16 protein-coding genes are annotated in these 17,089 nt (G+C 30.7%); 15 read left to right on the forward strand and 1 reads right to left on the reverse strand.

Annotated features, from left to right (window positions below):
- The first annotated feature begins 137 nt into the window (after positions 1 to 137).
- Both H1R17_RS07430 and H1R17_RS07435 read left to right on the forward strand, forming a co-directional pair.
- Positions 138 to 1,358, forward strand: a complete 1,221-nt coding sequence (locus tag H1R17_RS07430) for an NAD(P)/FAD-dependent oxidoreductase (RefSeq protein ID WP_163430158.1) — start codon at positions 138 to 140, stop codon at positions 1,356 to 1,358.
- 3 nt (positions 1,359 to 1,361) lie between these two features.
- Positions 1,362 to 2,441, forward strand: a complete 1,080-nt coding sequence (locus tag H1R17_RS07435) for a diphosphomevalonate/mevalonate 3,5-bisphosphate decarboxylase family protein (RefSeq protein ID WP_163430157.1) — start codon at positions 1,362 to 1,364, stop codon at positions 2,439 to 2,441.
- 72 nt (positions 2,442 to 2,513) lie between these two features.
- On the opposite strand, the gene H1R17_RS07440 is transcribed toward H1R17_RS07435, so the two are convergent.
- Complete coding sequence (locus tag H1R17_RS07440; RefSeq protein WP_163430156.1) at positions 2,514 to 2,915, reverse strand: heme-binding protein; 402 nt, start codon at positions 2,913 to 2,915, stop codon at positions 2,514 to 2,516.
- A gap of 135 nt (positions 2,916 to 3,050) precedes the next feature.
- Here H1R17_RS07440 and H1R17_RS07445 point away from each other — a divergent pair, with 135 nt between their 5' ends.
- The 13 genes from H1R17_RS07445 (at position 3,051) to H1R17_RS07505 (ending at position 17,056) form a co-directional block, all read left to right on the forward strand.
- Complete coding sequence (locus H1R17_RS07445; RefSeq protein WP_163430155.1) at positions 3,051 to 3,950, forward strand: helix-turn-helix domain-containing protein; 900 nt, start codon at positions 3,051 to 3,053, stop codon at positions 3,948 to 3,950.
- A 33-nt stretch (positions 3,951 to 3,983) separates the two neighbouring features.
- Entirely contained in the window at positions 3,984 to 4,328 is a 345-nt protein-coding gene (locus H1R17_RS07450) for a cysteine-rich CWC family protein (protein ID WP_163430154.1), read from the forward strand.
- Positions 4,329 to 4,355: 27 nt separating this feature from the next.
- Positions 4,356 to 5,072 carry a LytTR family DNA-binding domain-containing protein gene (locus H1R17_RS07455; RefSeq protein WP_163430153.1) on the forward strand — a complete coding sequence of 239 codons (717 nt, stop codon included), beginning with the start codon at positions 4,356 to 4,358 and terminating at the stop codon, positions 5,070 to 5,072.
- Positions 5,069 to 8,047, forward strand: coding sequence for a histidine kinase (locus H1R17_RS07460; RefSeq protein WP_163430152.1), 2,979 nt, complete (start codon positions 5,069 to 5,071; stop codon positions 8,045 to 8,047). Before H1R17_RS07455 ends, H1R17_RS07460 begins: the two co-directional genes overlap by 4 nt.
- 190 nt (positions 8,048 to 8,237) lie before the next feature.
- Positions 8,238 to 8,609 carry a hypothetical protein gene (locus H1R17_RS07465; protein WP_163430151.1) on the forward strand — a complete coding sequence of 124 codons (372 nt, stop codon included), beginning with the start codon at positions 8,238 to 8,240 and terminating at the stop codon, positions 8,607 to 8,609.
- 170 nt (positions 8,610 to 8,779) lie between these two features.
- The gene (locus H1R17_RS07470) at positions 8,780 to 9,007 is read left to right on the forward strand and encodes a DUF6140 family protein (RefSeq protein WP_163430150.1); all 228 of its coding nucleotides are present in this window, start codon (positions 8,780 to 8,782) and stop codon (positions 9,005 to 9,007) included.
- Between the two features lie 28 nt (positions 9,008 to 9,035).
- Positions 9,036 to 10,892 carry a dynamin family protein gene (locus tag H1R17_RS07475; protein WP_163430149.1) on the forward strand — a complete coding sequence of 619 codons (1,857 nt, stop codon included), beginning with the start codon at positions 9,036 to 9,038 and terminating at the stop codon, positions 10,890 to 10,892.
- 2 nt (positions 10,893 to 10,894) lie between these two features.
- Complete coding sequence (locus tag H1R17_RS07480) at positions 10,895 to 11,290, forward strand: hypothetical protein (protein ID WP_163430148.1); 396 nt, start codon at positions 10,895 to 10,897, stop codon at positions 11,288 to 11,290.
- A gap of 1 nt (position 11,291) precedes the next feature.
- Entirely contained in the window at positions 11,292 to 12,812 is a 1,521-nt protein-coding gene (locus H1R17_RS07485) for a dynamin family protein (protein ID WP_163430147.1), read from the forward strand.
- A 90-nt stretch (positions 12,813 to 12,902) separates the two neighbouring features.
- Positions 12,903 to 13,049: a hypothetical protein gene (locus tag H1R17_RS07490; protein WP_163430146.1), complete on the forward strand. Its 147-nt coding sequence runs from the start codon at positions 12,903 to 12,905 to the stop codon at positions 13,047 to 13,049.
- A gap of 6 nt (positions 13,050 to 13,055) precedes the next feature.
- Positions 13,056 to 15,044: a dynamin family protein gene (locus H1R17_RS07495; protein WP_163430145.1), complete on the forward strand. Its 1,989-nt coding sequence runs from the start codon at positions 13,056 to 13,058 to the stop codon at positions 15,042 to 15,044.
- A 142-nt stretch (positions 15,045 to 15,186) separates the two neighbouring features.
- Entirely contained in the window at positions 15,187 to 16,125 is a 939-nt protein-coding gene (locus H1R17_RS07500) for a mevalonate kinase (protein WP_163430144.1), read from the forward strand.
- Position 16,126: 1 nt separating this feature from the next.
- Complete coding sequence (locus tag H1R17_RS07505) at positions 16,127 to 17,056, forward strand: geranylgeranylglycerol-phosphate geranylgeranyltransferase (RefSeq protein ID WP_163430143.1); 930 nt, start codon at positions 16,127 to 16,129, stop codon at positions 17,054 to 17,056.
- The last annotated feature ends 33 nt before the right edge of the window (positions 17,057 to 17,089 follow it).

Genomic DNA, 17,089 nt, shown 5'->3' on the forward strand with positions numbered 1-17,089 from the left:
TTGTAAAATTACAAATTCAAATTGCTTTTAAAACATCATAAACCGTTCCAATACGCTAAAGTATTAGAAATAAAGGGTTAAAAAATAGTTGTTGCAAAAGGATGTCCACAATTTGTAGAAAATTAATGTAGAAATATATGCACATTTTCGATGTTATTGTTATAGGTGGCGGGGCTTCGGGTTTTTTTACAGCGTTAAATTTGGCAGAACAAAGACCCAATTTGCGTATTGCTATTTTAGAAAGAGGAAAAGAAGTATTAGCAAAAGTAAAAATTTCAGGTGGCGGGCGCTGTAATGTTACCCACGCTTGTTTTGTACCTAATGTTTTAACCAAGTTTTATCCACGTGGCGAGCGTGAACTAAGAGGTCCTTTTAGTACTTTTTGTACAGGAGATGTAATGCAATGGTTTGATGATAGGGGAGTAGCTTTAAAAATTGAAGACGATGGTAGGGTTTTTCCCGAATCGGATAATTCACAAACCATTATTGATTGTTTTTTAGAAGAAGCGCAACAAGCCAATATTAAGATTAGTACACAAACAATTGTTCAAAATATTGTTAAGGCAGATGATGTTTGGCAAATTTCAACTTCTAAAGATGCCTATTCATGCAAACATTTGGTAATGGCTACCGGAAGTAATACTAAAATTTGGGATTTATGCACGTCTTTCGGGCATTCCATTGTAGCACCCGTACCTTCTTTGTTTACGTTTAATACCAAAGATGATCGCTTGCAAAACTTAATGGGTGTTTCGGCGCCAATGGTATCCTTAAAAGTTAAAAACAGCACCTTAAAAGCAAACGGACCTTTATTAATAACGCATTGGGGATTGAGCGGACCAGCTATTTTACGATTATCAGCTTGGGGCGCTCGTGAATTGTTTGATAAAAGTTATCAATTTGAATTAGTGGTAAACTGGACGAACGATTTTGTTTTTGATGAGGTTTTAGATGAATTAATGGAAAACAAAACAGAAAGTCCAAAGAAAACAATCGCTAAATATCCGCAATACAACCTTACACATCGTTTGTGGCAACAATTAGTTAAAGCTGCGGATATTTCAGAAACACTAACTTGGGCTGATGTTACAAAGAAACAATTGGTAAAATTAGCTGAACAATTAACGCAATGTACTTTTGCAATTAATGGAAAAAGCACGTTTAAAGAAGAGTTTGTTACTGCAGGAGGAATTGGATTAAAAGAAATTAATTTTAAAACGATGGAAAGCAAATTAATTGAAAATTTGTATTTTACAGGCGAAGTTTTAAATATTGATGCCATAACTGGCGGATTTAATTTTCAAAATGCTTGGACAACTGGATTTTTAGCTGCACAAAGCATTACAAACAAAGCATAATTTATGAACAACTTAGATATTTTTAAAACCACAACGTTTTCAAAATTAGAAAACAACGGTTTGTTTACCTTTTCAGCACCAAGTAATATTGCTTTGGTAAAATATTGGGGTAAAAAAGACAATCAAATACCAGCAAATCCTTCGTTGAGTTTTACGTTAAATAACTGTAAAACCATTACAACCTTAAAGTTTGAACCAAAGACAGAAAAAGGTATTTCGTTTGATTTATTGTTTGAAGGACAACCAAAAGAATCATTCCGACCAAAAATTCAGAAATACTTTGAGCGTATTCAAGATTTGTGTCCATATATTTTAGATTATCATTTTACCATTGATACTCAAAATACCTTTCCGCATAGTTCAGGAATTGCATCATCGGCATCGGGTATGGCTGCATTATCGGTAAACATCATTGCCTTAGAGAAATTAGTTGCCAACCAACAAACCGAAGAGTATTACGAACAAAAAGCATCTTTATTGGCTCGTTTAGGTTCAGGTAGCGCTTGCAGAAGCATCAAAGGAAATATTGTAGTTTGGGGACAAACAGCCAGTATTGAAAACAGTACCGATTTGTTTGGCGTTCCTTTTAATTATGAAGTACACGAAAACTTTCAAAATTACCAAGATTCTATTTTATTGGTTGATAAAGGTGAAAAACAAGTTTCAAGTACAGTTGGGCATGAGTTAATGCACAATCATCCGTTTGCTGAACAGCGTTTTGTACAAGCGCATACAAACATTGCACAGTTAAAAGATATTTTAAAATCGGGTAATTTAGAGCAGTTCATTGCTTTGGTTGAAAGTGAAGCATTGACTTTACACGCCATGATGATGACATCAATGCCGTATTTTATTTTAATGAAGCCTAATACGTTAGAAATCATTCAAAAAATTTGGAATTATCGTCGAGAAACTAATGTTCCCGTTTGTTTTACGCTTGATGCAGGTGCAAATGTACATGTATTGTATCCAAATAAATACAAAACCGAAGTGCAAGATTTTATTGCGAATCAACTAGCAGTTCATTGTCAAAATAAGCAATATATTCACGACGAAATGGGTTTTGGAACCCAACAATTATAAATTTAAGTTGAGTATAAAAATAAAAGTTCAGGTGTTAGCACCTGAACTTTTATTTTTTAATAATATTAAAAATTAGATGACTTGAGCACCTGCTACAGCTACAGCATGATCATCCTCAACAGTACTTCCGCTAACACCAACTGCTCCAATAATAGTTCCATTAGCATCTTTAATTACTACACCTCCTGGAAACGTAATTAAACCATTGTTAGAATGTTCAATATTGTATAAAGCACCACCTGGTTGTGATAATTGACCAATAGCACCTGTATCCATATTAAAAAAACGGGCAGTTCGTGCCTTTTTTTGCGAAATATCAATGGAACCTAACCAAGCATCATCCATTTTATTAAAAGCTACTAAATTAGTACCTGCATCAACTACTGCAATGTTCATTTTTACATTTAATTCTTCAGACTTTTTAATAGCCGCATCTATAACTTTTCTTGCTAATTCTAAAGTGATATTACTCATAGTATGAATTGTTTATATATTTGTTCTAACAAATGTATGTTTAAAATAAACACAGAGATAGTACTATAGTTTCATTAAGTAGTATTATAGTTTCAAAATATAAATTAACTTAGAAGGATTATCTGGCATTTATTTATGAGTAATAGAATTGATTTGCTTGCCATACAAACTCCTGAAAACCTTAGAAAGGGTCAAGAGCATCAAACACGCTTTCATTGTGGTGCGTTTGAAGTGCTCATATTTGAAACATTTAAATCGTCTACAAAGATTAAAATTTGCTATGAAGGTTTGTCTGTTTCAAGCATGATTCGTGGTTATAAAACTGTTTTTACTAAAGAAGGTGAAGTTTTTAAATTTAAACCAGGCACTTCGTTGATTTTAGCTGATAAAGAAACCATATTTGCTGATTTTCCTGAAGCAGATATTAAAAATCCTGTACAATGTGCTACTATATTAATCTCGAAAGATTCTCTTAATCAGCAATTACAGTTTCTTAATACTAATTATCCTTCCGATGAACAATGGTCTATAGATTTTTCTAATTTCCATTTTAACAATAATTCAGGATTGGTTCGTACTTTTAATGAATTGCTTCAAGTTGTTATTCAACAACAACCCAATCATGCATTAACAGATTTGTTGTTGAAATCATTGTTAATTAGAATTATTGAATCACAAAAAGAGCATCAAATACAAAAAAACAGTGTAGAGATTAATAATAAATTTCTTGAAATAAAAAGGTTTATTAGCGAAAATATAAGCTTAACTTTGAATACGGAAGAGCTTACTAAAGTTGGAAATTGTAGTAAAAGTACTTTACATAGAATGTTTGAAAACTATTGCGGTAAAACGCCAGGTGCTTATATTTTACAACAGCGTATGAATAGCGCCAGACATTTATTGTTACAAGCTAATTGCAATATTTCTGAGGTTGCTTATAAAGTAGGCTTTAGTTCTTTAAGTTATTTTGTGAAACAGTTTAAAATGTATCATAATTGTACACCGGGTGATTATATTAAAAAATTCAAACATTAAATATAGCACTTTAGTAAATCAAAAAATAGATTAATGCAACAAGTAAAATGCACCCATTGTCATAAACCTTTGGTTTGTAATGCCGATGATATTAAAAATTGCGATTGCCAAAAAATAGAATTGTTAGATGAAACGGTTGCTTTTTTGTACGAAAAAACGCAACACGATTGTTTGTGTAATGATTGTTTGTTGAAGTTTGATGAAATGATGAAGTTTGCACAAACCAATAAGTTTCCAAAACGTCCCACCGAAATGGTGGAAGGTTTGCATTTTTATATGGAAAACGGTTTTTTTGTTTTTACCGAAATGTATCATTTCTTAAAAGGAAGATGCTGTAAAAACGGTTGCCGTCATTGTGTGTATGGCATTCATAAATAAAACATTTTAACAATACAACATACCCTTATGAACAGTTTAGTTATTGTTATTATTGATGATGAACCTAAAGCCCGCGAGGTTTTAAAAAGCTACATCAATATTTTAATTCCTGATAATAAGTTTGAATATGTTTCGTGCAATTCGGTAAAAGAAGGAGCCGAAGCGATTGAAAAATATTACCCCGATTTGGTTTTTTTGGATATTGAAATGCCAGAAGCCAACGGTTTTGAATTGTTTGATAAGGTTAAAAAAGATAGTTTTGAAGTGGTTTTTGTAACTGCTTTTTCGCAGTATTTGGAAAAATCGGTGAATGATATTGGTTGTTTTGGGTATTTGTACAAACCTTTAGAGCGTGAAAAGTTACTGCGTATTTTTGAACGTTTCCAAGAAAAAGCCATCGAAAAAAAATACCTGAAGTTTATCAACAGTGCCCAAAACAAAAGGGTAATGATTGAATTAAACGATATTGTTTTTTGTAAAGCCTCTAATAATTATTGCGAATTATTTATGAAAGATGGCAAAAGCAAATATGTACTAAGTAAAACGCTAAAAAACATTGAAGCTGAATTACCTGAAACTAATTTTCTAAGAGTCCATAGAACGTTTTTAGTTAATACACATCATATTGTATCGTTTACAAAAGAAGACAATACCTTAGAGTTAAATCATTTTAATGAAGACTGGGATCAAAATATTCCAGTGTCCGAATCTTCTCGTAAAGTCCTACGCTCGTTGTTTTTATGAGATTTTTTTACATTATTATACTATTTCTTTTCAAGTTATCGGTTTATGCACAATACACCGATACCAAGATATTGAATGTAAATAATGGCTTGCTTTCAAACAACGTTCATGTAACTTTTGTTGATAACGACGGTAATTTACTTTTAGGATCGCGTGCAGGTTTGGCTGTAAGAAATGGTAATGTTTTTGAAACCAGCAAGCAAACAACAAAATATAAGTTTAACAATATTTACGATATTTTAGAAGATCCGAACGAAGGGAAGTGGATTGCAGGTTACGGGCAAGGAGTGCTTTATTTTAAGGATAATACCAATAAATTATTCAGCACTAAAAATAAATTGGCTCATAACACGGTGCGAACGTTGTTTTATTTTAAGGAAGAAATTTACGTAGGTACTTTAAACGGAATTTCTATTATTAATACAAAAAACTTCTCGGTTACCAACCCAACGTTTACGCAAAACAAAGACTATCTATTTACAGTTGCAAGTTTTTTTTCGGTGAATAATAAGGTGTATGCCACTACTTTAAACGATGGTATTTACGAAGTAACTCATACCAAGGTTCAAAAAATATCAGATCTTAAAAAAACATTTTCAAGTATTGTTTTTAACAACAAAATATATATATCAACTAACGATAAATTGCTGGTTTTAAATCCACAAAGTTTTAAAGTTGAAAAGGAATATCCTATAGGTAATATTTGGAAATTTTTAATAGTTGATGATTCTTTGTACTTTGTATCATCGGGTATTTTTGAAACCGATGGCGGACTTTATAAAATAGGCAACAATCATTTAGAAAATCTTACCACAACTTACAATTTACCTTATACCGATTTAAAAAGCATTGCTTATAACAAGCAAAATCAGATGCTGTATGTAGGCACACAAAATAATGGTTTAGTGCAGATAAACCTGAATGTACCTGTTGCCAATTATGAGCAAGATAAAATGGTTTATTGTTTAAATACGCAAAATAACCAACAGTTTGTGTTTCATAATAAAGGATTTACCTTGCTTGAAAATAACCAAGTCGTAAAAGAAGTTGCGTTAAGCACTTTTAAAAAATTTCAAGAAACACATCCTTCTAAATTTCAGCAAAAAGCAGTTATTCAAAATCATTTTTACCCGATTGATTATACCACAACAGCTTCTAAAATTATTTTTTACAGTTCTCAAATTCACAACAATAAACTTTGGGTGGCATCAAACATCGGTATGTTTTCAATGAGTTTGCAAGGCGGAATTTTAAAATATTACCCTATACATACGTATTATTTCACGTTTTTTAAAAATCAATTAGTAATGCCCGTTCCGTATGGTGGCGTACGTGTTTTTAAAGAGGTAGATGCTTTTTCGTATGATTATTTTCACGATTTTAATAATCCTTCCATTCCTGCCGAAATTGTATCAGTAGCACAAACCCATGATGCGGTTTATTTTGCATCGGCTTTAAGTGGTTTGTATCAGTATAAAAACGGCTTGTTTCAATCGTTTGCTGAAAATAAATCGTTTACTGAGCTTAAATTAAAAAGTATTTGTACCACAAGTTCGGGAAATTTAGTGGTTGTGACCGATTTTAACGATGTGTATGTTTTAGATGTTCATACATCAACTCCGAAAATAAAGCAGCAAATTGCGCATCAAAAAATTAAAGGAAGTACTACTTTTTTTGTGAACGAAATAAACGGAGTGCTTTACATTGGTACCAATTTAGGAATTAATGTTTTTAAAGGGAATGATTATTATTTTATTGATAAAGACCAAGGGTTTACCAATTACAATAGCACCAAAGCCGAGGTTTTTAACAACCAATTGTTTATAGGTACCAAGGCAGGGTATTTTGTTTTAAACAACAATTATTTTACCACCAAAAGAAGTTTTAACAACAAAGTGGTTGTTGAAACGGTTTACGTTAATAATACAGAACGAACGAATTTTTCTGATGTAAAAACGTTGACGGTACCTTATAATGAAAACACCATTCGATTGCTTTTTTCAGTACCGCAAGCAAAATATCCCAACAAGTTAAAATACAAATTTCGATTAAAAGAAACAGAGCCTTGGCAAGAGTTAACATCGGAAAATCAAATCGCACTGAACTATTTAAAAAGCGATGATTATACGGTGCAATTACAAATTACCGATGAAGATACAGGTACTATTGCACATCAAACTTTATTGTATTTAAAAGTTAAGCAACCGTTTTATTATACATTGCCTTTTCTTTTAACAAGTTTCCTTTTGGTAATAGGTGCTTTTTTTGCGGGATACAAGTTGCGTATAAACTATTTAAAGCAAAAACAGGCAAAAGATATGCAACTATTGATGTTGCAAAACGATCAAAAAACAAAAGAATTACTTTTTGATAAACAATTAGCCGATGTAAAGCTACAAGCATTAAAAAGTCAAATGAACTCGCACTTTTTGTTCAATGTGTTAAGTTCTATTCAGTATTTTATTATTTGTAAAGATGTTGATAATGCGTTGTATTACTTAGAACAGTTTTCAACATTAATTCGAACCACCTTAAATTATTCCGATAAAAAATCGATTACACTTTATGAAGAAATCAACTACTTAAAACAATACATAGAGATTGAAAATTTACGTACTGAGCATCCTATATTGTTTACAACCACCATTGACCAAACGTTAAACGCCGAGAAAATAAGTATTGTGCCGTTATTGTTGCAACCTTTTGTAGAAAATGCCATTGTACACGCGTTTCCGCCAAGTATTACACAACCACATATTCAATTATTAGTTGATAAAATAGGCGATGCGGTACAAATTACCATAGCAGACAATGGTATTGGTTATCAAGAAAAGAAAGCAACAGCGCATCAATCAAAAGGAATTTCCATTGTACAAACGCAATTACAACTTACCCAAGAAACGCTTAGTACACCTATACAAATTACTTCCTCATCGGCAGGTACAACTGTTGTTATTTTACTAAACAATTACTAAAAACCGCATTCACTAAAAAAAACACGGCATTCACCCAATTGTTTTAAGAAGGCAATAGGCAAAAGCTACTTTTGCATTACCAAAACCTTACAAACATTTACGAAACAAAGCCCTTAAAACATTATAAAAACCTATTTGTTTGTGCACTTTCAGTTACTTTTTGTGGCAAGGGCTTTATTTGTTTTTTTATATGAATGTCGAAATTATAATACAAACACTAAACGAGTTAGTACATCAAGAAGCTTTTTTATTAGCAGAGCATCTTATATTACAACATCCGCAACACCATCAAAACATTGAGTTTAATGATGTGTATGCCACCGTTTTATATTTCTTAGACAAACATACCCAAGCATTGGCAGTACTTGATTTTAATATCGAGCGTATTCTACACCATAAAGCCAATGAAAGTTGGTTAATAGCAAGTTATTTTCAAAAAGCCAATTGCTATTTAGCTCTTAACAATACCCCAAAAGCACATTATTACTTCCAAAAAGTTTTAGATACACAAGATGTTTCCTCTCCCTTGTATCAAGAAATTAACCAATTGTTGTTTGTTTAAGGCATTTACTCAAAAAAACAAGGCATTCACCCAAAAGTAGTTGCTACCTAATACCCATTCGTATATTTTTACTACTCTGCAGGTTTTCCTGAAAAAGCATTGAATTTCGTAGAAATACAAGAACGGAATATTAACAAGTAATAACACGAATTAACTTAAAACAAAAAACGATGGCACTATTTAAAGCAACTATTACAAGAACCGAACGTTTACCAGACGGTAACATTTTAGAAAAAGGCATGACCTTACAATACAGCTACATTGGCGTTTTTCCTTGGGATGGAAACGGGCCAGGAACCGAAGCTATTAATAATGCTTTCTTACGCGTTTTTGGTATTGATTTAAAAGCAAATTTTGCTTTACATTCTGGTATGGTGCATGTTGAAAAAATTGGATAATAATATTAATTTTTAAATTTTATAAAATATGAGAGATACGAATATACTTAAAACTATAGCAGAGGACTTAGGTCTTTCTGATATTACTCTTGAATTACAAGTGATTAAAGATAGATTTAGTAATACTAATTCAGAGATTATTATTCCTATTGTTGGAGAATTTAGTTCAGGAAAAACAACGCTGATAAACGCTATTACAGAAGGTAAAAAGTTGGAAACATCTTCAAAACCAACTACAGCTGTGATTTATGAAATTTTATTTGGGAATGAAAACGAAGGAGCTCAGCTATTTAAATCAAATGCTGAAGTTATAGAAATTGAAGATGTTTCAACAATCAAGAATGCTAATTTAGAAGAAGTAGAACGTGTTCGCATTTTTGATAAAGGAAATAATGTTGATAAAAATATAGTATTAGTAGATACTCCTGGATTGTCATCAAATGACCCTAAACATTTGGAAGTGTTGAGTAGCTATTTGCCAAATGCAGATGCCTTAATTTTGTGTATTGACGTAAATCAGCAAATTACTAATTCATTGTTAGAGTTTATTAAGTTCAATAATTTAGCCCATCTTCCTTTGTATTTAGTAATTACCAAGACGGATACAAAAACTTCTGATGAAATTGAAGAAGTGAAAAATTATATTTCTAGAAATATCAACATTCCTATAGATCGAATGATTGCAATTTCATCTACAAAAAATGAATTGACTGAGTTTTATTCATTGATTGAAAATATCCAGAAAAGTAAAAATGAAATTGTTAACAATGTTCTTTCTTTTAGATTAAATAAAACAAGAGAATATCTACAAGATCATATTAAAAGTCTTATTGAAAATACAACTTCAGACTCATCAATAGAGACCCAATTAAAACAACAACAAAGGCAGTTGGAAAAACTATTGAATGCTGTAAATAGATTAATTTCGGATTCAAGGTCTGAAGTTGAGGAAATTGAATATGAAATTGTTAAAGGTTTCTCAAGAGTAGTTTCGGATAAATTAGATAGTATTATTTCTAAAAACACAATTGATGCTGATCAACAAGCTATAAGCGCAATTAATAGTACTTGTAATTTAATGATGAGTGATTATCAGAATGAAGTTAGAAAGAAATTGTACATTTTAGCAAATGAAAGAAAAAACACAGAGCTTGGTATTCCTTTACGATCATTAGAAAGTATCAATGTTGATCAAATAAAAATGAATCCGTTGTCTTACGATATAGATTTATCTTCGGCTGGTCAAGAGCAAATTAAAAATATTTCTAGTGGAATAAAAGTGGTAGCAGCTATTGGTGCTGTTGTCGCAACTGCAGGTTTAGCTTCGGCAGCTGCTCCTGCTGTTGCAGGAGGTAGTGCTGTTGCTGGCGCTGCTAAGGCTATCGGTACAGCTGGTACAGTAGCAAGTGTTGCTGATACTGCAACTGATATTGCAAGTATTGCGTCTAATAGAAAGAATAGAAAAATAATGACGAGTCTTGTAAATATTAAACAACATTCTGAAAATTTTAAAAAAGGAATGAATGAGGTTAATCATTACAATTCTCAAGTTGGACAGATGGTAGCACCAAATCAAAATCAAGGTTTTGTTGAAAACATTGTTGGAAAAGTAGGCGATTCCGTTTTAGGAAAGCCACAGAGAAGAAAAATGATTAGTAACTATTTAGAAGATAGTTTACTTCCTGAGTTTAAAGCTAATTTAAAACAAATTACAAATAATTTATTACAAGATATTCAAAACAACTTAAATAATGAAGCACAATTAACTATTGGTCATTTTGAAAATAAATTAGAAGAAATGAAAGAGTTGTTTACAAAAGACAACGAATTATTTAAAGCAAAAATCGAAAGTTATAAAAATCATTTAACTCTTTTAAATCAATAATTATGAGTATGATATATTTAGGAATAGGTTTAGTTGCAGGAGCTGCTGTAACATATTATATGCAAAATAAAAGTACTATAGCCACAAACACTAATAACAATAGTGAAATTGATACTCTTACTAATCAAAACAGAAAACTGAAAGAAGAGCTTTCAGATACATCTAATGAGTTAGAAAAAACAAAAACAGATTTAAAAAAACTGCGAACTGAAAGAGATTCTTCAGAAGATCAAATCGATGATTTTGAACTAGAAGTGAATAAATTAAAAAAAACAAATTCAAATTTAGCTAAGGAAATTGAAAAGTTGAAATGCGAATTGAATGAATACGAAATGTTATACAATGCAAGAAAAGAAGAAATTGTAGAATTAAAGAAGCAGTTAGAAAATGGAAAGTAATATGATTATAGCAATTGTAGTTGGTTTAATTATAGGAGCATGTATGGTTTTTTTTATAAAATCTAAACCGAAAGATAATTCAGTTACAACTACAGATAATCAAGAAGTAAGTTTTTTAAAATCAAGTATTTATACTTTAGAAAACGAAAAACAAAAACTTCTGAAAAAACTAGCTGATAATGAATCACTTTTAAAAACAATTCAATCATCAGGAGATACTTCTTCTAATTCTAATGACTTATTAAAGGAAATTAATAAGTTAAAAGATGAAATTGAGGACATGGAAGATAGTATAGATGATTTAGAAGCTAAAAATAAAAAAATTCGCTCTGAAAAAAACGAAATAGAAGAAAATCTTAACAACATTGAAAAAGAGAATCGTGAATTATTAACAACAAAAGAAGACTTGTCTATAAAATTAGCCACGAAAGTAAGAGAAGCTGAAAAGGATAATAAGTCTTTAACCTTTGTCAATAGTATTTTAAATGCGAACAATGCTTCTGATAAAGATATGGAAGAATTAGATCGTAAAACTTGGGAGATATACTCATTTATCAGTAATTCAGTTTATGATTGTCTTAAAAATCACACAGATGAAGCTGAAAATTTAGGATATTATGCTTGGGACTGGCGAAATACCGAAAAAAAGACGTGGATTAAAAATAAAAAAGTAGTTGCTATTGTAGGGGAATTTTCAGCTGGAAAAACTTCTATTGTAAATCGAATCCTTTCACAAGATGATCCTGACGCACTTTTATTACCAACAAGTAGTAAAGAAACCACAGCCATTCCCACCTATATTTCTAAATCAAAAGACTTTAACTGTCAATTTTATTCACCAGATGGAGATTTAAGAACCATCAAAAAGGAGACTTTTGAAATGGTTACCAAATCGGTATTAGATAAGGTAAATGTTTCACATTTAATAAAATACTTTGTATTGTCATACAACAACAAACATTTAGACAATATAAGTATTTTAGACACCCCTGGTTTTGGCTCAAACAGTGATGAAATCATTAAAAGAACAACCGATGTTGTAAAAGAAGCGCACGCTCTTTTTTGGGTTATCGATATCAATGCCGGAGACCTTAACCAAACTTCTATCAAAGTAATGAAAGACCATTTGAATGGAGTGCCTTTGTATTTTATTATCAATAAAACTGATGGTAAGAGTCCCGATGATATTGAAAAAATGAAAGAACATATCAAAAAAACTGCATTTGATAATGATATTCAATTCAAAGATATTATCAGTTTTCATAAAGACGAAAAAGTCGAAGTTTTAATGAAATACATTAACGAAATTCAAATTGAAGAACAACCGCCACTTATGCGTTATATTCTCGATGAATTGAATTCTTGGATTAAAAAGAAAGAAAAAGAAAAAAATGATTTAAGAAAAGAAAGAAAAGAAATTGATGATACGATTGATATAAGAGATGATAATTTTAATTTTATTAAAAATGAAATATCTTCTTCAGCAGATACAATAGAAAGATTGGTTAAAATAAATTTTTGAGGAACTTATAAAATTGCTGACTCAGATTATGAAGGATTCATTGAAAAAATAAGAGGGATAATAGACCTATCATCTCAAATAAATGAACAAGTGGGATTTTATTCAGATGATATAGAAGATAAAATTAAAAATGACAATGACATTGCAGAAAATAAGTATCAATTAGCGGAACTTCATAAAGTAAAAAAAGAATTTGAAAAGTTAATCAAAGACTATAATCCCAATCTTTTAAATTAAAATATAATGAACGAACATAATTTTCTTAAAGACATACAAGATAAGCGTATGAATTTTAAAAAATACGCACAAAAGGCATTGCATAATCAATGGATAACCAAAGAACAATTTGATGAATTTATTTTTAAAATAGAAAACGATAAATTGGTTATTGGAGTTATTGGACAAATGAAAGCTGGAAAATCTACTTTTTTAAATGCTTTGATTTTTAAAGATGAGGTTTTACCTGCGGCAACAACCCCAATGACAGCATCTCTTTCTGTATTGACCTATGGAGAAGAAAAAAAATTAGAAGCCGAATTTTATACTTCACAAGAATGGGCAGAACTGAAACAATCCGCATCATTAGACGAATCAAGTTACGAAGGTGATAACAACCAACTATCTAAGATAAAAGTGGCTAAAGAAATTATTGCAAAATCAGTTATAATAGAAAATGAATTGCCACTATTGTTGGGTACAAAAAAAAACGATGTTTTTGAAAACCTGATTGAATATGTTGGTGCTGATGGAAAATACATTGCTATTACGAAATCGGTACGTATAGAATATCCAATGGAAGATTTAAAAGGTGTAGAGATTGTTGATACACCGGGTTTTAATGATCCCGTAGTTTCTCGTGAAGAACGCACAAAAGATTTTTTGAAAAAAGCCGATGTTGTAATAATGTTACTTTACGCAGGAAGAGCTTTTGATGCTACCGATAAAGATATTATTTTTAATAAAGTGCGTTCAGTGGGTGTTGGTAAATTGTTAGTAGGTGTTAATAAATACGATATCAACTATGCACAAGGTGAAACCGAAACGGAAATGGTAGCAAACGTTAAAGAACAACTTTTAAAAGCATGTGAAGAACATAGTAATAACTCAATCGCAACATTAGTAAAAGATCAAGACCCTTTATTGATTTCTGCAAATATGGCATTGATGTCTAAAATGGACTTAGCCAAAATAGGCCAAGACAAAGATTTGGATTTCTATTACAAAAAAGCATTAGATAATTTTGAAATCAGTACTCAGGCTCAGATGTACGAAAAAAGTTTAATGCCAGTATTTGAAGAAGCAATTCATGAAATCATTACAAAATCTAAAGAAGAAATTCTCATTCAAAAACCAATTAATTTAATAAAACAAATTGGTGAAGATCTTTTAGAAAAGTTGATAAAAAATAAGACACAATTTACTAACGAACTGGTTATTCTTAATAAACCAGATACAGATCTAGATGAGCTTTTAAATAAAACAAAAAAAGCTAAAAAAAGAATAGATAGAAAATTAAACATATTAGAAATTGAAATAGATGAATTGGTAGAAAAAGAGATAGAAAATTTAATTGATGAATTAGAGGAGTTTCTAGTTATAAATAAAAGAGAAATTAAAAGTGCAATTGATGAAAAATGGGCTTATAATCCAAATCTAGTAGATGAATTTGATCATAAATTAAACTTATTTAAAATTAAACTTAAAATAAAATTTAATGAAAGGAACAATAAATTAAAAGCTAATTTACAGCGTGAGATTAATTATTTTATTCAAGAAATAGAAGATGCTGTCGAAGAAAATTTAGAAGATTTTGATTATAATGATTATTTAAAACATTTTAAAATCTATTTTCAAAAAAAAATCATAGATATAAGTTACGATGATCTAATAATACCCTCTGATAAAGATGTTAATAATTGGTTTCAGGAAATGTTTTTTATTAAGGAAAGTATTAAAAGATTATTAGATGATTATTTTGAGTCTTTTAACTTGGACATTCTGAGACAAGGGATTATAGAGTTTATTGTTAATCTAAAGTTTAATATCAAAAAGAAGTTTAGCGATGATTTCATAGAAATAATAGTTGAAAAAATAGAAAAACTTGTTCAAAACAAAGATAACAAAGAGTTACAGATTAAAGATTTAGAAGCTAAGCTAGAAGCAATTAATATAAATGAGAATAATATTAAGATGCAAATAGAGGAAATGAAAGTTTTAGAATCTATATTTTAAACCCCAACCGCAAGCCCTTCGCTTGCGGTTTTTTTATTTTATAAATAAAACCTATTCATCACATTATACACTCACACAATTAATTTAACACAGCCGTATATCCTATTAAATAAATTAGTACATTTGTCTTAAAATCACAGCTATGAAAGGGCCATTATTTTACTCGAAAATCTTATTGTTTGGCGAATACGGAATCATCAAAGATTCTAAAGGATTGGCTATTCCGTATAATTTTTACAACGGAGCATTAAAAATTGATGAAAATCCGAGTGAAATTGCACAAAAATCAAACAAAAGTTTAAAAGCTTTTGCTACCTATTTAAACGAACTAACCTTAAACGAACCTGAATTGGTACAGTTTGATTTAGACGCTTTAAATACCGATGTTGATGCAGGTATGTACTTTGATTCTAGCATTCCACAAGGATACGGAGTAGGTAGTAGCGGTGCTTTGGTGGCGGCTATTTACGATAAATATGCCAGCAATAAAATTACGGTTTTAGAGAATTTAAATCGTGAGAAGTTATTAACCTTGAAAAAGATTTTTGGAAGAATGGAATCGTTTTTTCACGGTACTTCATCAGGTTTAGATCCGTTAAACTCATATTTAAGTTTACCTATTTTAATCAATTCTAAAGATCATATCGAGCCAACAGGAATTCCTTCTCAGAAAGAAGAGGGGCAAGGTGCCGTTTTCTTGATTGATTCTGAAATAGTAGGCGAAACAGCTCCAATGGTAAGCATTTTTATGGATAATTTAAAAAACGAAGGTTTCCGCAATATGATGAAATCGCAGTTTGCTAAATACACCGATGCTGCTGTTGAGAATTTCTTAAAAGGCGATTTTAAAACGCTTTATACCAATACAAAAGAGTTATCTAAAATAGCTTTAAGTCATTTTAAACCAATGATTCCAGAAAAATTTCACAATGTTTGGCAACAAGGAATTGATACCAACGATTATTACTTAAAATTGTGCGGTTCTGGTGGCGGAGGTTATATTTTAGGTTTTGCACCTGATTATGAAAAGGCTAAAGAAGCATTAAAAGATTACAAATTAGAATTGGTTTATAAGTTTTAAAATGGCAACATCGCGACAGCTTAAAAGAACATTATTAAAAATATTTAGTTTCTTTTCGGTAATTCGTGGGTACAACATTATTGTTGTTATTTTAGCACAATATTTTTCGGCAATATTCATATTTGGCTCTCATTTGAGGGCCATTACTGTTTTAAAAGATTTTAATCTGTTCTTAATTATTTTAAGTAGTGCTTTGGCTATTGCATCAGGCTACATCATTAATAATTTTTATGATACAGAGAAAGATTTAATAAACCGACCCAACAAATCGCAATTAGATAAATTAGTAAGTAAAAACACACAGTTGCGTACCTATTTTGCCTTAAACTTTACCAGTGCCTGTTTGGCTTGGTTAGTATCGTGGCGGGCAGTTGCTTTTTACGCGGTGTATATTTTCTTGCTTTGGTTTTATTCACATAAAATAAAAAAGAACTATCCTATTGTAGGAAACATTACCGCATCATTGTTGGTTTTGTTGCCTTTCTTTGGAATTTTAATGCACTTTGCTAATTTTAGCTGGGGTATTTTTGCGCACGCTTTTTACTTGTATTTAATTTTACTGATTCGTGAGTTTGTGAAAGATTTGGAAAACATTAAAGGCGATTTTGCAAACAATTATCAAACGGTACCTGTGCGTTTTGGCGCAAAAACATCTAAATACATCATTAGTTTTTTAACCTTACTTACTTTAGTACCTGCTTATTTGTTAATTTGGTATTACGAAGTAGGGTATATGCAGTATTATTTTTATGTAAGTAGCGGCTTGTTGCTGGCTTTTGTGATTTTTTTGTTTGATGCACAAACGCAAACCGATTTTAAAAAACTGCACATTCTACTAAAACTCATTATTATATTAGGAGTACTTTCTATTGTGTTGATTGATCCGAATGTGATCATCAATGGAAAAAAATTAGTAACTCCTTATTTATAAAAAATCCTGAATCGTTTTGATTCAGGATTTTCT

It is taken from the genome of Flavobacterium sp. xlx-214 (assembly GCF_013874595.1).
GTDB lineage: Bacteria > Bacteroidota > Bacteroidia > Flavobacteriales > Flavobacteriaceae > Flavobacterium.

Coding starts and splice junctions, on each gene's coding strand:
- H1R17_RS07430 (WP_163430158.1), top strand. CDS start 138: ATGCACATTTTCGATGTTATTGTTATAGGTGGCGGGGCTTCGGGTTTT.
- H1R17_RS07435 (WP_163430157.1), top strand. CDS start 1,362: ATGAACAACTTAGATATTTTTAAAACCACAACGTTTTCAAAATTAGAA.
- H1R17_RS07440 (WP_163430156.1), bottom strand. CDS start 2,915: ATGAGTAATATCACTTTAGAATTAGCAAGAAAAGTTATAGATGCGGCT.
- H1R17_RS07445 (WP_163430155.1), top strand. CDS start 3,051: ATGAGTAATAGAATTGATTTGCTTGCCATACAAACTCCTGAAAACCTT.
- H1R17_RS07450 (WP_163430154.1), top strand. CDS start 3,984: ATGCAACAAGTAAAATGCACCCATTGTCATAAACCTTTGGTTTGTAAT.
- H1R17_RS07455 (WP_163430153.1), top strand. CDS start 4,356: ATGAACAGTTTAGTTATTGTTATTATTGATGATGAACCTAAAGCCCGC.
- H1R17_RS07460 (WP_163430152.1), top strand. CDS start 5,069: ATGAGATTTTTTTACATTATTATACTATTTCTTTTCAAGTTATCGGTT.
- H1R17_RS07465 (WP_163430151.1), top strand. CDS start 8,238: ATGAATGTCGAAATTATAATACAAACACTAAACGAGTTAGTACATCAA.
- H1R17_RS07470 (WP_163430150.1), top strand. CDS start 8,780: ATGGCACTATTTAAAGCAACTATTACAAGAACCGAACGTTTACCAGAC.
- H1R17_RS07475 (WP_163430149.1), top strand. CDS start 9,036: ATGAGAGATACGAATATACTTAAAACTATAGCAGAGGACTTAGGTCTT.
- H1R17_RS07480 (WP_163430148.1), top strand. CDS start 10,895: ATGAGTATGATATATTTAGGAATAGGTTTAGTTGCAGGAGCTGCTGTA.
- H1R17_RS07485 (WP_163430147.1), top strand. CDS start 11,292: ATGATTATAGCAATTGTAGTTGGTTTAATTATAGGAGCATGTATGGTT.
- H1R17_RS07495 (WP_163430145.1), top strand. CDS start 13,056: ATGAACGAACATAATTTTCTTAAAGACATACAAGATAAGCGTATGAAT.
- H1R17_RS07500 (WP_163430144.1), top strand. CDS start 15,187: ATGAAAGGGCCATTATTTTACTCGAAAATCTTATTGTTTGGCGAATAC.
- H1R17_RS07505 (WP_163430143.1), top strand. CDS start 16,127: ATGGCAACATCGCGACAGCTTAAAAGAACATTATTAAAAATATTTAGT.